Annotated in this window: 12 protein-coding genes and 1 other RNA gene; 12 read left to right on the plus strand and 1 reads right to left on the minus strand. The window is 70.9% G+C overall.

Annotation, left to right across the window (positions count from 1 at the left end):
• Positions 1–3: 3 nt before the first annotated feature.
• Complete coding sequence (locus tag LC438_RS05190; RefSeq protein WP_105674175.1) at positions 4–993, minus strand: MoxR family ATPase; 990 nt, start codon at positions 991–993, stop codon at positions 4–6.
• A gap of 107 nt (positions 994–1100) precedes the next feature.
• Between LC438_RS05190 and ffs the strand changes: the two genes are divergently transcribed.
• From ffs to LC438_RS05250, 12 genes are all read left to right on the plus strand, one after another.
• Positions 1101–1197, plus strand: an RNA gene (ffs, locus tag LC438_RS05195) — signal recognition particle sRNA small type.
• Positions 1198–1239: 42 nt separating this feature from the next.
• Positions 1240–1833, plus strand: coding sequence for a rhomboid family intramembrane serine protease (locus tag LC438_RS05200; protein WP_223586027.1), 594 nt, complete (start codon positions 1240–1242; stop codon positions 1831–1833).
• Positions 1830–2549 (plus strand): hypothetical protein, encoded by a 720-nt coding sequence (locus LC438_RS05205; protein WP_181155879.1) that lies wholly within the window; start codon positions 1830–1832, stop codon positions 2547–2549. The genes LC438_RS05200 and LC438_RS05205 overlap by 4 nt, the downstream gene beginning before the upstream one ends.
• 4 nt (positions 2550–2553) lie before the next feature.
• Positions 2554–4671, plus strand: coding sequence for a phosphate acetyltransferase (gene pta, locus LC438_RS05210; RefSeq protein WP_105674118.1), 2118 nt, complete (start codon positions 2554–2556; stop codon positions 4669–4671).
• Positions 4668–5888 carry an acetate/propionate family kinase gene (locus LC438_RS05215; protein WP_105674116.1) on the plus strand — a complete coding sequence of 407 codons (1221 nt, stop codon included), beginning with the start codon at positions 4668–4670 and terminating at the stop codon, positions 5886–5888. Before pta ends, LC438_RS05215 begins: the two co-directional genes overlap by 4 nt.
• Before the next feature lie 82 nt (positions 5889–5970).
• Positions 5971–6765 (plus strand): beta-phosphoglucomutase family hydrolase, encoded by a 795-nt coding sequence (locus LC438_RS05220; protein ID WP_374197867.1) that lies wholly within the window; start codon positions 5971–5973, stop codon positions 6763–6765.
• Positions 6762–9242, plus strand: coding sequence for a glycoside hydrolase family 65 protein (locus tag LC438_RS05225; protein ID WP_105674112.1), 2481 nt, complete (start codon positions 6762–6764; stop codon positions 9240–9242). Before LC438_RS05220 ends, LC438_RS05225 begins: the two co-directional genes overlap by 4 nt.
• A 212-nt stretch (positions 9243–9454) precedes the next feature.
• Positions 9455–11863 (plus strand): DNA polymerase III subunit gamma and tau, encoded by a 2409-nt coding sequence (locus tag LC438_RS05230; protein ID WP_181155878.1) that lies wholly within the window; start codon positions 9455–9457, stop codon positions 11861–11863.
• Positions 11863–12456: a recombination mediator RecR gene (gene recR, locus LC438_RS05235; RefSeq protein ID WP_105674109.1), complete on the plus strand. Its 594-nt coding sequence runs from the start codon at positions 11863–11865 to the stop codon at positions 12454–12456. Before LC438_RS05230 ends, recR begins: the two co-directional genes overlap by 1 nt.
• The gene (locus LC438_RS18740) at positions 12453–13376 is read left to right on the plus strand and encodes a DMT family transporter (protein ID WP_105674107.1); all 924 of its coding nucleotides are present in this window, start codon (positions 12453–12455) and stop codon (positions 13374–13376) included. The genes recR and LC438_RS18740 overlap by 4 nt, the downstream gene beginning before the upstream one ends.
• A 114-nt stretch (positions 13377–13490) precedes the next feature.
• Entirely contained in the window at positions 13491–14771 is a 1281-nt protein-coding gene (locus tag LC438_RS05245) for an aspartate kinase (protein ID WP_105674171.1), read from the plus strand.
• A gap of 198 nt (positions 14772–14969) precedes the next feature.
• Complete coding sequence (locus tag LC438_RS05250) at positions 14970–16043, plus strand: aspartate-semialdehyde dehydrogenase (RefSeq protein ID WP_105674105.1); 1074 nt, start codon at positions 14970–14972, stop codon at positions 16041–16043.
• Positions 16044–16064: the final 21 nt, after the last annotated feature.

Raw genomic sequence — 16064 nt, forward strand, 5'->3', positions numbered from 1 at the left:
CGCTCAGGCGCGGGACGCCACCGGCACGCGCACGCGCTCCACGATCTGACGCAGGGCCGCCTCCACCGGCTGGGCGCCGGCGCGGTGGGCTCCGCGCGCGGGGAGAAGACGGTGGGCGAGCACCGGGATCAGCAGGGCCGTCACATCATCGGGGATCACGAAGTCGCGGCCGTCGAGGGCCGCCCAGACCTTCGCGGACCTGATGAGCTGCAGAGTCGCGCGCGGGCTCGCACCCAGGTGGAGGTTCGGGTCGTTCCTCGTCGCCTGGGCGAGCGCGACCGTGTACTCCTCGATGGCGGGGGCGACGTGCACCGACCGCGCCCAGGCGATCAGGCCGGAGATGGATGCCGCATCGGCGACGGCCGTGACTCCCGCGAGGGGGCTCACCGCGTCGCGCTGTCGGATCATGAGCGCCTCTGCCGCGGCATCCGGATAGCCCATCGAGATGCGCATCATGAAGCGGTCGCGCTGCGCCTCGGGCAGAGCGTAGGTGCCCTCCATCTCCAGGGGGTTCTGGGTGGCGACGACGAGGAAGGGCTGCGGCAGGGGATGCGTGGAGCCGTCGACCGTGACCTGGCCCTCCTCCATCGCCTCCAGCAGCGCCGACTGGGTCTTCGGGGACGAGCGGTTGATCTCGTCGGCGATCACGATGTGCGCGAACACGGCGCCCTGCTTGAACTCGAACTCGCGATCCACCGGGTTGTAGACGCTCACGCCGGTCACGTCTCCCGGCAGGAGGTCGGGGGTGAACTGGATGCGGCGGACGGTGGCGTCGACGCTCGCGGCGAGGGCTCGCGCCAGCATCGTCTTGCCGACGCCGGGGACGTCCTCGATGAGCAGGTGCCCCTCGGCGAGCAGGCAGACGAGGGCGCTGCGCACGGCATCCGGCTTGCCGTCGATGACCTGACCCACCGAGCCGAGGATCGCGGCTGTCTGCTCCGCGAACTGCTCGGCGGTGATCGAGGTCGTACTCAGGGGGGAGTTCTCCAGCATGCGTTCCCTCTCGCGTGAGCGCAGCGTTGCGCGCGTGATCCGATCGTAACCTCTCTGCAGGTCCCTGAACCTGTTCATCGGCCCTGCTCTCGTCGGCTAGACTTGTCGACGGCTCTCCGCGCGGCGGCATCCAGGCCAATTCCCCCAGGGCGGAAACGCAGCAAGGGTAACCGGGCTCTGCTGGGTGCGCGGAGGGTCTTTTCTTTTGCCCGGCGACTCCTCAGGACGTCCTGCGAGAATCGACGGGTGAGCACCGTGGAGCAGCAGCAGCCGAGAACGCTGAGTCGATTCGCCTCTCCCGTGGCGCTGCTCGCCGTGATGTGGATCGTGCAGCTGGCCGACAGCATCCTCCCCGGCTCGTTCTCCGTCTTCGGCATCCGCTCCTGGGACCCGGCGGGACTCGGCGGCATCGTGCTCGCGCCGCTCCTGCACTCCGGGTGGCCGCACCTGATCGGCAACTCGGTGCCCTTCCTCGTCCTCGGCTGCATCGTCGCGATCGAGGGCCCCCGCAGGTTCTGGGCGGTCACCGCGTTCGCGACGGTCATCGGCGGGCTCGGCACCTGGCTCGTGAACGCCCCCGGCACCCTCACGGTCGGCGCCTCCGGTCTCGTCTTCGGCTACTTCGGCTACCTCGTCGCCAGGGTGTTCGCGCCGGGCCGCGTCTCGCACCGCATCCTCTACGCCGTGGTCGCGCTCGTCGTCATCGGGATCTACGGCGGCACCATGCTCACGGGCATCTTCGGCGCGGGTGCCGGCGTCTCCTGGCAGGGCCACCTGTTCGGGGCCGTCGGCGGTGCGCTCGCCGCGTTCGCCGGACGGCATCCGGACCGCCGCACATGACGAAGACGCGCACAGGGCGCAGGCCGACGGCCCGCCGCTCCTCCGCCCGTGCTCGCCCGCGTCGGCGCAGGCCGTCCCCGCGCCGCCGCGCCCAGCTCCGGTCGCAGCGCAGGCGGATGCTGCGCCGCATCTCGCTGTGGAGCGCGGCGATCGTCGTCGTGGTCGGCGCGGCCGTGCTGATCCCGCTCGGACTCGCCCACGAACCCGCCGTCTACTGCGCGACGGAGCCCGCCGGCTTCCCCGATGCGGGGATCGCCGGCTGGGAGGGGGAGCAGCTGGACAACGCCGCGACCATCATGCTCACGGCATCCGCCCTCGGATTCGGACGCGACGGGCAGATCCTCGGGGTGATGACCGCCATGGGCGAGAGCAGCCTGCGCAACATCGACTACGGCGACTGGGAGACGTCGGGATTCCGCAACCCCGACGGGACCAGGACCACCAGCATCGGGCTCTTCCAGCAGCAGGACTGGTGGGGCAGTGCCGAGCAGCGGATGGACCCGGCGACGGCCGCCACGCTGTTCTACGGCAAGCTCTCGACGCTCGAGGGCTGGCAGCAGATGCCGGCGTCGCACGCGATCCACCGCGTGCAGGTCAACACGGATGCCGACTACTACACGCGGTACCAGGAGGACGCGACCGCCGTGGTCGACGCCCTCACGAGCGGATGCACGGCGCCGGACGCGGGAGCCGCACAGGCGGCGCGTCTAGGCTGAGCCCGTGGCGCAGAGCATCTACATCACCTCGGCCGAAGGCCATACCGGCAAGTCGACGATCGCGCTCGGAGTGCTCGACGCGCTGATGCGCGTCAGCCCGCGTGTGGGCGTGTTCCGCCCGATCGCCCGCTCGGTGGCGGATCGCGATGAGATCCTCGAGCTGATGCTCGCGCACGACGGCGTCCATCTCGACTACGACCTCTGCGTCGGCGTCACCTACGACGACGTGCGCGACGACCCAGAGCGCGCGCTGTCGACCATCGTCTCCCGCTTCAAGGCGGTCGAGGCGCAGTGCGACGCCGTCGTGATCGTCGGCAGCGACTACACCGACGTGGCGAGCCCGGCCGAGCTCGGCTACAACGCGCGCATCGCGGCGAACCTCGCCGCTCCCGTGCTGCTCGTGCTCTCGGGCCGCGACGGTCAGCGCCAGGCGGAGCAGCTCGGCACCACCACGGCCCGCTCGGCCGCCGCCGTCGGGCAGATCGCCGCCCTCGCGCTCGCGGAGCTCGAGGCCGAGCGCGCCGAGCTGTTCGCGGTCATCGTGAACCGCGCCGACCCCGATGCGCTCGACGACGTCGCCGACGCGGTCTCGGCCGTGCGTCCGGCGCGGAGCACGCCGGTGTGGGCGATCCCCGAGGACCGCACGCTCGTCGCGCCGTCGATCCGCGGCATCCTCTCCGCCGTCGACGGACGCCTCATCAAGGGCGACCCCGACCGTCTCGCCCGCGAGGCCCTCACCATCGTGGTCGCCGGCATGTCGATGGTGAACGTGCTGCCCCGCATCACGGAGGAATCGGTGGTCGTGATCCCGGCCGACCGCACCGAGGTGCTGCTCGCCACCCTCCTCGCCGACGCGTCCGGCACCTTCCCGCGCGTCTCCGGCATCATCCTCAACGGTCCGTTCCCGCTGCCGGAGCCGATCGTGCGGCTGCTCGACGGCTTCACGTCGACGGTGCCGATCATCGCGACCGATCTCGGCACCTACGACACCGCGGTGCGCGTGATGGGCGCACGCGGGCGCATCTCGCCCGACTCGAGGGCGCGCTATGACCGGGCGCTCAGCCTCTTCCAGACGCACGTCGACGTCGCCGAGCTCACCACCCAGGTGGGCCTGGCCGAGTCGCGCGTCGTCACGCCGCTGATGTTCGAGTACGGCCTCATCGAGCGCGCCCGCGCCGACCGGCGGCGCATCGTCCTGCCCGAGGGCGACGACGACCGCATCCTCCAGGCCGCGTCCACGCTGCTCGCCCGGGAGGTGGCGGATCTGACGATCCTGGGCGACGAGGCCACGGTGCGCGCGAGGGCGATCGAGCTGGGCGCCGACATCTCGGCGGCGCAGGTGCTCAGCCCGCACGACCCCGAGCTCGTCGAGCGCTTCGCCGCCGAGTACGCGCGGCTGCGCGCGCACAAGGGCATCACGCTCGCGCAGGCCGCCGACACGGTCACCGACGTGTCGTACTTCGGCACCATGATGGTGCACACCGGACTCGCCGACGGCATGGTCTCCGGCGCCGCGCACACCACCGCGCACACGATCCGACCGTCGTTCGAGATCATCAAGACGAAGCCCGGCGTGAAGGTCGTCTCCAGCGTGTTCCTGATGGCGCTCGCCGACCGCGTGCTCGTGTACGGCGACTGCGCCGTCATCCCCGATCCGACGAGCGAGCAGCTCGCCGACATCGCGATCTCCTCCGCGGCCACCGCGCGGCAGTTCGGCATCGAGCCGCGGATCGCCATGCTGTCGTACTCGACGGGGGAGTCCGGTTCAGGAGCCGATGTCGACAAGGTCCGCGCGGCCACGGCCCTCGTGCACGAGCGGGCGCCGGAGCTGCTGGTCGAGGGTCCGATCCAGTATGACGCCGCGGCCGACGCCGCCGTCGCCAAGGCGAAGCTCCCCGACTCGGCCGTCGCCGGACGGGCCACCGTGTTCGTGTTCCCCGATCTGAACACCGGCAACAACACCTACAAGGCCGTGCAGCGATCGGCGGGAGCGGTCGCGATCGGCCCCGTGCTGCAGGGGCTGAACAAGCCGATCAACGACCTCTCCCGCGGGGCGCTGGTCGACGACATCGTGAACACCGTGGCGATCACGGCGATCCAGGCCCAGGGAGGGGCGGCATGAGCGCGATCCTCGTCATCAACAGCGGCTCCTCGTCGCTCAAGTACAGCCTGATCGACATCGAGGGCGAACACGAGCTCGCGAGCGGCCTGATCGAGAGGATCGGCCAGGAGTCGAGCCCGGTTCGGCACACGGTCCGACCGGACACGACAGCGGATGCCGTCGTCACGATGCTCGACGCCGACTATCGCAGCGAGCAGCACATCGTCGACCACGATGCGGCTTTCGCGGTCATGCTCGAGCAGTTCGCCGCCCACGGGCCCTCCCTCGAGGAGCATCCGCCCGTGGCCGTCGGTCACCGCGTCGTGCACGGCGGAGCGCGATTCTTCGCCCCCACGCTGATCGACGCCGACGTCGAGCGCCAGATCGAGGAGCTCGCGGTGCTGGCGCCGCTGCACAACCCGGCCAACCTCGCAGGCATCCTCGCGGCGGAGGCCGTGTTCCCCGATGTGCCGCACGTCGCGGTCTTCGACACCGCCTTCCACCAGACGCTCCCGCCCGCGGCGTACACGTACGCGATCGATGCGGAGCTCGCCCGCGAGCACAGGGTGCGGCGCTACGGCTTCCACGGCACCAGCCACCAGTACGTCAGCGAGGCCGCCGCGGCCTTCCTCGGGCGCGACCTCTCGACGCTCCGCCAGATCGTGTTCCACCTCGGCAACGGGGCCTCCGTCACGGCGATCGACGGCGGCCGATCCGTCGAGACGTCGATGGGGCTCACCCCGCTCGAGGGGCTCGTGATGGGCACGCGGTCGGGAGACATCGACCCCGCGGCGCTGGTGCATCTCGCGCGCCGGGCCGGGTACACGATCGACGCCCTCGACGCTCTGCTCAACACCCGCAGCGGACTGGCGGGGCTCGCCGGGCGCAGCGACATGCGCGACATCCTCGCTGGTCGCGAGGCGGGGGAGGAGGCGGCGACGCTCGCCTTCGACGTCTACGTCCACCGGCTCCGCGCCTACGCGGGCGCCTACATCGCGCAGCTCGGAGGGGTCGACGTGATCTCGTTCACCGCGGGAGTCGGGGAGAACGCGGCGCCCGTGCGCGCCGAGGCGATGGCGACGCTCGGATTCGCCGGAGTCGAGATCGATCCCGCCCGCAACACCGCCCGTGAACGCGGAATCCGGCGCATCTCCACCGACGACTCCCCGGTGACGGTGCTCGTCGTGCCGACGAACGAGGAGCTGCAGATCGCGCGTCAGACCGCCGAGATGCTCTGAGCATCCGCCCGCGCGCCCCACGAGTCCGACACCGGCGTATTCGGGGGTTACCTCACCCGGCCCTCCGCACTACGCTGGCACAGTGGCACGGAGAGGTGCCGACCCCCTCGTCCTTCTCCTGGAGGCTCCTGTGCCCGAAGCCCTTCCCGATCTGCTCGCCGCCGACGGCGTGCTCTTCGACCTCGACGGCGTGCTCACGCCGACCGCCGAGGTGCACATGCGCGCATGGAAGGTCGTGTTCGACGATGTCTTCGCGAAATGGAGCATCGAACCCCCCTACACGGATGCCGACTACTTCGACTACGTCGACGGCAAGAAGCGCTATGACGGCGTCGCCAGCCTGATGCGCAGCCGCAACGTCGAGATCCCGTGGGGTGCGGTCGATGACACCCCGGACGCCGACACGATCTGCGGCATCGGCAACCGCAAGAACGACGCCTTCGCCGCGTCGCTGCGCAGCGAGGGCATCGCGCCCTTTCCGGGCTCCCTCGCCCTGATCGAGCGGCTGAGCGCCGCAGGCATCCCGCTCGGCGTGGTGTCGAGCTCGAAGAACGCGGAGGAGGTGCTGGCCGCGGCCGGCATCCGCTCCTTCTTCCGCATCGTCGTCGACGGCGTCGTCGCCGAGAACGACGGGCTGGCCTCGAAGCCGGCGCCCGACATGTTCCGCGCCGGGGCCGTCGCCCTCGGCGTCGACCCTGCCCGCAGCGTGGCCGTCGAGGACGCGACGTCCGGTGCCGCATCCGCCGCGGCCGCAGGCTTCGCGACCGTGGTCGGCGTCGACCGCGGGACCGGCGCCGACGCGCTGCGCACCGCAGGAGCCACCGTCGTCGTCGACGACCTGTCCGCTTTCGCACCCGACTCCGAGGAGATTGCATGATCGACCGCGACCGCTTCCCCGTCGACCCCTGGCGCCTGATCGAGACGCGCTACACAGAAGACGGGGTGGGTGAGACGCTGTTCGGCGTCGGGAACGGCTACCTCGGACTCCGCGGCAACCACATCGAGGGACGCGGCGCGCACGAGCACGGCACGTTCATCAACGGCCTGCACGAGACCTGGCCGATCCGTCACGCAGAGCAGGCGTACGGCTTCGCCGAGGTGGGGCAGACGATCGTCAACGCTCCGGACGCCAAGGTCATGCGCGTCTACGTCGACGACGAACCCATCTCCTTCGACGATGCCGACGTGCGCGAGTACCGCCGCACGCTCGACATGCGCACCGGTGTGCTGGAGCGGGTCGTCGTCTGGGAGACCCCGTCGGGCAAGCGGGTGCGCATGCGCGACGAGCGCATCGTCAGCTTCGAGGAGCGCCACCTCGCGATCCTCCGGCTCGAGGTCGTCGTGGAGAACTCCGACGCCCCCGTGACGATCAGCTGCCAGCTGCTGAACCGGCAGGACGGCGCGGGCGTCTACGCCGGCACCCCTGTGGAGGCGCAGGGCGCGGGCTTCGACCCCCGCAAGGCCGAGAAGATCGCCGAGCGGGTGCTGCAGCCCGCCGAGCACTGGCAGGACGGCCTGCGCTCCGCGCTGTCGTACCGCGTCGCGGCGTCGGGCATGACGGTGGCCGTCGTCGCCGACCACATCGTCGAGACGGAGAACGAGTACAGCGCCCGCACGCTGATCGAGTCCGACATCGCCAAGAACGTGTTCCGCGTGCAGGCGAAGGCGGGCGTGCCGATCACGGTCACGAAGCTCGTCAGCTATCACACGTCCCGTGGAGTGCCCCCGCGCGAGCTGGTCGACCGCTGCCGCCGGTCGCTCGACCGCGTCGTCGTCGAGGGCGTGGCCGCGCAGTTCCAGCGTCAGGCCGAATGGCTCGCCGCCTTCTGGGAGCGCAGCGACGTGCAGATCGGCGGTCACGACGATCTGCAGCAGGCGACCCGCTGGTGCCTCCTCCAGCTCGCCCAGGCGTCCGCGCGCGCCGACGGCACGGGCGTCGCGGCCAAGGGCGTCTCCGGGTCCGGCTACAGCGGCCACTACTTCTGGGACACCGAGATCTACGTGCTCCCGTTCCTCACCTACACGTCGCCGCAGTGGGCACGCAACGCACTGCGTGCCCGTGTTCTGATGCTGCCCGCCGCGCGCCGCCGCGCCGAGCAGCTGAACGAGGCCGGCGCCCTGTTCCCGTGGCGCACGATCAACGGCGAGGAGGCCTCGGCCTACTACGCTGCCGGCACCGCGCAGTACCACATCAACGCCGACGTGAGCTTCGCGCTCGGCAAGTACGTGCGCGCCACCGGAGACGAGGAGTTCCTGCGCCGAGAGGGCGCCGACATCGCGATCGAGACCGCCAGGCTCTGGGCGACGCTCGGCTTCTGGCGGGTGTCCGACGGCCGGGAGACCTTCCACATCCACGGCGTCACGGGGCCCGACGAGTACACCACCGTCGTGAACGACAACCTCTACACGAACGTCATGGCGCGCTACAACCTGCGCTACGCCGCGAAGGTGGTGCGAGAGATCGCCGCTGACTTCCCGGAGGACTACGCCCTCCTCGTGGAGCGCACGGGCCTCGGCGCCGGCGAGGCCGACGAGTGGGAGCGCGCGGGGGAGGCGATGTTCATCCCGTACAGCGAGGGCCTCGGCATCCACCCGCAGGACTCGCTGTTCCTGGAGCGCGAGGTCTGGGACCTCGCGCACACTCCGGCGACCCAGCGTCCGCTGCTCCTGCACTTCCACCCCCTCGTGATCTACCGGTTCCAGGTGCTCAAGCAGGCCGATGTCGTGCTCGCGCTGTTCCTGCAGGGCAACCACTTCACGCCGGAGGAGAAGCGCGCCGACTTCGACTACTACGACCCGCTGACGACGGGCGACTCGACGCTGTCCGCCGTCGTGCAGTCGATCCTGGCGGCCGAGGTCGGCTACCAGGACCTCGCGCTGAAGTACTTCGAGCAGTCGATCTTCGTCGACCTGCACGACCTGCACCACAACGCGGCGGACGGTGTGCACGTGGCGTCGGCGGGCGGCGTGTGGACGGCGCTGGTGAGCGGCTTCGGCGGCATGCGCGACTACGCGGGCGAGCTCAGCTTCGACCCGCGGCTCCCGGCCGACTGGCCGTCGCTCTCGTACCCGCTGCAGTGGCAGGGCTCTGCGATCCAGGTCACGGTGGCCAGGGACGCGCTGACGGTCGAGGTGCGCTCCGGCGAGCCTGTGCCGTTCACCGTGCGCGGCGCCGCCTTCGTCGCCACGACGGAGGATGCCGTCGTCGTGGCGCTGGCCGATCAGGGGCCCGTCATCGCAGGTCGCCCGACGCTGCGTCAGTTCGAGGGTGCGCGCCGCGAGGACGGCACGCGCCTGTCGGCGTCGGTTCCCGTCATCACGACGTCGATCCCGGTGATCGAGCCGATCGACTGAGCCGCGCACTCCGTATCCGTCGACGCCCCCTCTGCTCGTCGGCGCCGCACCTGGTTGACGACGATCAGGTGGGGCGCCGGCGGCAGGGTGGGGCGTCGTCGTCGGCTCGGGGATGAGCGGATGCCGGGGCGCGGCTGAGCGGATACCGGGCGGGGCGCGAAGTCCCTCGAGGGGGAGCCCCGAGTGTCCGCGGTACGCCGTAGGCTGGTCTGGTGACTACAGCCCTCTATCGCCGCTACCGGCCCGAGTCGTTCGGCGAGATGATCGGGCAGTCCCAGGTGACCGATCCGCTGATGACCGCGCTGCGCGGCGACAGGGTCGGCCACGCCTATCTCTTCTCCGGTCCCCGCGGCTGCGGCAAGACGACCTCGGCCCGCATCCTGGCGCGCTGTCTGAACTGCGCCGAGGGCCCGACCGACGTCCCCTGCGGGAAGTGCCCGAGCTGCATCGAGCTGTCGCGCGCGGGCGGCGGATCCCTCGATGTCGTCGAGATCGACGCGGCGAGCCACAACGGCGTCGACGACGCGCGCGATCTGCGCGAGCGTGCGACGTTCGCACCGAGCCGCGACCGGTACAAGATCTTCATCCTCGACGAGGCGCACATGGTGACGCCGCAGGGCTTCAACGCCCTGCTCAAGCTCGTCGAGGAGCCTCCGGAGCACGTCAAGTTCATCTTCGCCACGACCGAGCCCGAGAAGGTGCTCGGCACGATCCGTTCGCGTACGCACCACTACCCGTTCCGGCTCGTTCCGCCCGCGGCGATGCTGGAGTACGTCGAGAAGCTGTGCACCGAGGAGGGCGTCGTCGTCGAGCAGGGAGTCCTTCCGCTCGTCGTGCGCGCCGGAGGCGGATCGCCCCGTGACACGCTGTCGCTGCTCGATCAGCTGATCGCCGGTTCCGACTCGCCCGCCGGCTCGGAGACCGTGACCGTCGCGTACGAGCGCGCCGTGGCTCTTCTCGGCTACACGCACGCGACCGTGCTCGATGAGATCGTCGACGCGCTCGCTGCGGGTGACGCGGCCGCCGCGTTCCCGGCGATCGACAAGGTCGTGCAGACCGGGCAGGATCCGCGTCGATTCGTCGATGACCTCCTCGAGCGGCTGCGCGACCTGATCGTGATCGCCGCCGTCGGCGCGGGTGCCTCCGCGGTGCTGCGCGGCATCGCCGCCGATGAGCTGGACCGCATGCGCGAACAGGCGGCCTCCTTCGGCTCGGCCCGTCTCTCGCGCACCGCCGACATCGTGAGCGCCGCTCTCGACGACATGTCCGGCGCGACCTCTCCTCGTCTGCATCTCGAGCTCCTGGTCGCCCGCGTCCTCGCCGGGGGAGGTGCGGATGCCGCGGCACCCGCGCCCGTCTCCGCCGCTGCTCGCCCCGCGGCGGCTCCGGCCCCTGCATCCGCGGCTCCCGCTCCTGCAGCCTCCGCCCCTGCTTCCGCTGCTCCGGCTCCTGCGACCCCCGCATCAGCTCCGGCAGCCCCCGCACCGGCGGCTCCAGCGGCACAGACGCCGGCCGTCCAGCCGTCGTCTGCGCCCGTGGTCGCCCCGCGAGGGAGCGGAGCGGGCGAGGCAGAGCGCGGTGAGATCTCCGTGGACTCGGCCGCTCAGCCGGCGCCGGATTCCCCGTCGACGTCTGAGGCTCCCGCCGCGGCATCCGCTCCGGCGCCGTCCGGCCCGGTCACCTTCGAGCGCATCTCGGGGTCGTGGTCGGCCGTCCTCAAGCGTCTCGAAGACATCAGCCGCACGTCCTGGCTGCTCGCCACTGCGGTGCAGCCGCTCGCGTTCGACACCGCGAGCGAGGTGCTGACTCTCGGCTTCACGAGTCAGCACGACGTACAGAAGTTCAAGGGGACGGTTCCGGGTTCCGGTCCGTCCGACCATCTGCGCACGGCGATCGAGCAGGAGCTCGGTGTGACGGTCAAGTACCGCCCGGCCCCCATGCCCGCCGGGGGTGCACCGCGACAGCCCGCGGCCGCCTCGTCGCCCTCTTCTCCGTCCGGCGATGCGCCCGCTTCGGAGCCTGCGTCAGCGGGGTCATCCCGTCCGCAGGTCCGCAGTGATTCCGCCGGTCCCGTCACGGAGTGGGCCGTCGCGTCGATCCCGTCGGCCGGCGGGCAGGGCGCGGCCTCGGGCGGAGGGGCGGAGACGCCGATCCCCGCAGCGTCGACGTCGGCTGCGCCGGTGCCGGTGACCGCGGCGTCGGTTCACGCTGCGCCGACTCCGGCTACTCCTTCTCCGTCCGCGCCGGGATCGACGGCATCCGCTGCCCCGTCCGCGCCCGCGACGTCGGTCTCCTCATCGCCGACCGCGGCATCGCCGATGTCCGTCGATGGGCCCCCGCTGCCCGATGAGCCGCCGTACTACGACGACGAGCCGCCCTACGACCCCGCCTACGAACCGGCGATGTCGAGCGCTCCGCCGCGGCGCCCCGAGCAGAGCGCATCGGCGCCGACAGCGGCATCCGCTGCGCCCGAACCCCGGCGCTCCGCGCCGGCGCCCGTCGTCACCGAGCGCACCCCCGCCGGGGGAGTGCAGCGCTACGGCGAGGCCGTGATCCGCCAGGTGCTCGGCGCGACGTTCGTGCGCGAAGAGCCCTACGAGCCCCCGACGAGGTTCTCCTGATGTACGACGGCATCGTCCAAGAGCTGATCGACGAGTTCGGGCGGCTTCCGGGCATCGGCCCCAAGTCCGCTCAGCGCATCGCGTTCCACATCCTGCAGACGCCGACGTTCGACGTCGCGCGCCTTGCGGAGCTGCTCACCGAGATCCGCGTGCGGGTGCGGTTCTGCGAGATCTGCGGCAACGTGTCCGAGCAGGACCGCTGCGCGATCTGCCGCGACCCCCGCCGCAACCCGGCGCTGATCTGCGTGGTCGAAGACGCGAAGGACGTGGCGGCGATCGAGCGCACCCGCGAGTTCCGGGGGCTGTATCACGTGCTCGGCGGAGCGATCAGCCCGATCGCCGGCATCGGCCCCGACGACCTGCGCATCGCACAGCTGATGACCCGCCTCGCCGACGGCAGGGTCCAGGAGGTCATCCTCGCGACCAACCCGAACCTCGAGGGCGAGGCCACGGCGAGCTACCTCAGCCGTCTCCTCACCACGATGCAGATCACGGTCTCGCGACTGGCCTCCGGACTCCCGGTCGGCGGCGACCTCGAGTACGCCGACGAGGTCACCCTCGGACGCGCCTTCGAGGGCCGGCGCGTTCTGTGAACGCCCACACCGGCTTCACCCGCCGGGGATGGCTCCTCTTCGCGGCGATGTGCCTCCTCTGGGGCGTGCCGTACCTGTTCATCAGCGTCGCTGTCGAGTCCATCTCGCCGCCGGCCATCGTCGCCGGACGCACCCTCATCGCGGCGCTCCTTCTGCTGCCGTTCGCGATCCGCTCCGGCGCGCTCAGAGCCGCTCTCAAGATGTGGCCGTGGGTGCTCGCCTTCGGTCTCGTCGAGATGGCCGGCCCCTTCCTGCTGCTGGGGCATGCCGAGATGACGCTGCCGTCGGGCATGACCGGGCTGCTCGTCGCCACGGTGCCGCTGTTCGCGGCCCTGATCGCCCTCGGCGGCGGCGACCGCGGCGTGCTGCGCCCCGCTCGCGCGATCGGTCTCGTCGTCGGCTTCATCGGCGTCGCGATCGTCGTCGCGGGACCGGGTCTGTTCGGCGGGCACGTGAGTCTGCTGGCGGCCGGCGAAGTGCTGCTCGTCGCGGTGCTCTACGCGATCGCGCCGTTCATCGTGGCGCGCAAGCTCGGCGATGTGCCGTCGATCGGCACCATCACCCTCTCTCTTCTGATGATCGGCATCCTGTACCTGCCGATCGCTCTGCTCACCCAGCACCGGATGCCGACCCTCCCGTCGATCGGAGCGCTGATCGCCCTCGCCGTCATCTGCACCGCGGTGGCGTTCCTCGCCTTCTTCGCCCTGATCCGCGAGGTCGGCCCGGTGCGCGCTCCGCTGTTCACCTACGTCAATCCGGTCGTGGCGATCATCCTGGGCGCCATCGTCCTCTCCGAGCCGCTGACGCTCGGACTCGTGATCGGCTTCCCGCTGATCATCGCCGGATGCTGGTTCGCCGGCACGGGCGGCCGACTCCGCCCCGCGGCATCCGCTCCCGCGCCGCTGCCGCCCGCGCCCTGACGGCCCCGTGATCACGGACGCCCCGAGCCCGGCCCCGTCACATGCGCGTCGGCGCATACGGGGTCTCCGTAGAATGGGCGTGGGCGGATCCGCCCGACATCCCAGGGAGTGAACGTGGCCCTCATCGTGCAGAAGTACGGCGGCTCCTCTGTCGCCGACGCAGAGAGCATCAAGCGCGTCGCCAAGCGCATCGTCGACACGCGTCGCGCGGGGCACGACGTGGTCGTCGCCGTCAGTGCGATGGGCGACACCACCGACGAGCTGCTCGATCTCGCCAACGAGGTCGCGCCGATCCCTGCGCCCCGCGAGCTCGACATGCTGCTGTCCAGCGGTGAGCGCATCTCGATGGCGCTGCTGGCCATGGCCATCCACTCGATGGGCTTCGAGGCGCGGTCGTTCACCGGCAGCCAGGCGGGCATGATCACCGACTCGCAGCACGGCGCCGCCCGCATCGTCGACGTCACCCCCGTGCGGCTGCGCGAGGCTCTCGATGAGGGGGCGATCGTGATCGTCGCCGGCTTCCAGGGCTTCAACCGCGACACCCGTGACATCACCACTCTCGGCCGCGGCGGCTCCGACACCACGGCCGTCGCCCTCGCGGCGGCGCTCGACGCCGACGTGTGCGAGATCTACAGCGACGTGGACGGCATCTTCACCGCCGACCCCCGCGTCATCCCGAAGGCTCAGAAGCTCGACCACATCACCAGCGAGGAGATGCTCGAGCTCGCCGCGAACGGCGCCAAGGTGCTCTACATCCGCGCCGTCGAGTACGCACGCCGCCACGGCGTCCTGATCCACGCCCGTTCGACGTTCTCGTCGTCCGAGGGCACGTACGTTCTGGGCGAGGGCATGAAGAACCCCCGCGAATCCGAGGGAGCAGACATGGAAGAGCCGATCGTCGCCGGAGTCGCCACCGACTTCAGCCAGGCAAAGATCACCGTCGCCGGCGTGCCGGACGTTCCCGGCAAGGCGGCCGAGATCTTCAAGATCGTCGCCAAGTCGGGCGCGAACGTCGACATGATCGTCCAGAACGTGTCCGCGACCGGGCGCACCGACATCTCCTTCACCGTGCCCAAGGCGGATGCCGCCGCGGCGCTCAAGGCCCTGGCGGGCGACCAGACCGAGGTCGGCTTCCAGAACCTCATCCACGACGACCAGATCGGCAAGCTCTCAGTCGTCGGGGCGGGCATGCGCACGCACTCCGGTGTCTCGGCGACGCTCTTCGAGGCGCTGTCGGCCGGCGGCATCAACATCGAGATGATCTCGACCTCCGAGATCCGCATCTCGGTCGTGCTGCGCGACACCGACCTCGCCGAGGCGGCGCGCACCGTGCACACGGCCTACGGGCTCGACGGCGATGCCGAGGCCACGGTCCACGCCGGCACCGGTCGCTGAGACGCCGCTCGCTCGCACGCAATCGCCGGGCCGTCGGCATCCTGACATCGACGGTGTGAAAACCGCCACGACGACCTGGGCGAGTTCCCCGCCGCGGTAGACTCGCGGAAACCCTGACATCGGCGCCAGGCGCGGCATCCGCATCCCGACGCTGCGCCTCGCGCTTCGCACGCAGTACGTACGACGCCAAGGAACATCATGACCCGCATCTCCGACTCAGGACTCTCCGTCGCCATCGTGGGCGCCACCGGCCAGGTGGGCACCGTGATGCGCGAGATTCTCGCCGAGAGGTCCTTCCCGATTCGCGAGCTGCGCCTGTTCTCGTCGTCGCGATCGGCGGGCACGGCGATCGAGTTCGGCGGAGCGACGGTCATCGTCGAAGACGTGGAGACCGCGGATGCCGCGGGCATCGACATCGCACTCTTCTCGGCCGGCGCGACCGCCAGCCGCGCCTACGCCCCGCGCTTCGCCGAGGCCGGCGCCGTGGTCGTCGACAACTCCAGCGCCTGGCGCAACGACCCCGAGGTGCCCCTCGTGGTGAGCGAGGTCAACCCGCACGCGATCGACGAGCGCCCCAAGGGCATCATCGCGAACCCGAACTGCACCACGATGGCCGCGATGCCGGTGCTGAAGGTGCTGGATGCCGAGGCAGGTCTCGAGCGCCTCATCGTCTCGACCTACCAGGCGGTGTCCGGATCCGGTCTCGCCGGAGCGCAGGAGCTGCTCGGCCAGGTCGAGGGCGTGCTCGCCCAGGGCGACACCCTCCGTCTCGTGCACGACGGCTCCGCGGTCGACTTCCCGCAGCCGGAGAAGTACGTGGCGCCCATCGCCTTCGACGTCATCCCGTTCGCCGGCAGCCTCGTCGACGACGGCGACAACGAGACCGACGAGGAGAAGAAGCTCCGCAACGAGAGCCGCAAGATCCTCGAGCTCCCCGACCTCCGCGTCGCGGGAACCTGCGTGCGCGTCCCCGTGTTCACCGGGCACTCGCTCTCCATCCACGTCGAGTTCGCGCGGGACATCACCCCTGCGCGCGCGACCGAGGTCCTCGCAGCGGCGCCCGGCGTCGTGCTCGAAGAGGTCCCCACTCCGCTGTACGCGGCGGGCAAGGACCCGAGCTTCGTCGGCCGTATCCGCGCCGACCAGTCGGCGCCCGAGGGCAAGGGCCTCGTGCTGTTCATCAGCAACGACAACCTCCGCAAGGGCGCGGCGCTGAACGCGGTGCAGATCGCCGAGGTCCTGGCCGAGCGACTGAGCGTCGCGGCGTCATAGCCCGAGAGCATCCTGGCCATG

The sequence above is a fragment of the Microbacterium sp. OVT16B genome, from assembly GCF_019969705.1.
Lineage (GTDB): Bacteria > Actinomycetota > Actinomycetes > Actinomycetales > Microbacteriaceae > Microbacterium > Microbacterium natoriense.

Coding starts and splice junctions, on each gene's coding strand:
- LC438_RS05190 (WP_105674175.1), bottom strand. CDS start 993: ATGCTGGAGAACTCCCCCCTGAGTACGACCTCGATCACCGCCGAGCAG.
- LC438_RS05205 (WP_181155879.1), top strand. CDS start 1,830: ATGACGAAGACGCGCACAGGGCGCAGGCCGACGGCCCGCCGCTCCTCC.
- LC438_RS05215 (WP_105674116.1), top strand. CDS start 4,668: ATGAGCGCGATCCTCGTCATCAACAGCGGCTCCTCGTCGCTCAAGTAC.
- LC438_RS05225 (WP_105674112.1), top strand. CDS start 6,762: ATGATCGACCGCGACCGCTTCCCCGTCGACCCCTGGCGCCTGATCGAG.
- recR (WP_105674109.1), top strand. CDS start 11,863: ATGTACGACGGCATCGTCCAAGAGCTGATCGACGAGTTCGGGCGGCTT.
- LC438_RS05250 (WP_105674105.1), top strand. CDS start 14,970: ATGACCCGCATCTCCGACTCAGGACTCTCCGTCGCCATCGTGGGCGCC.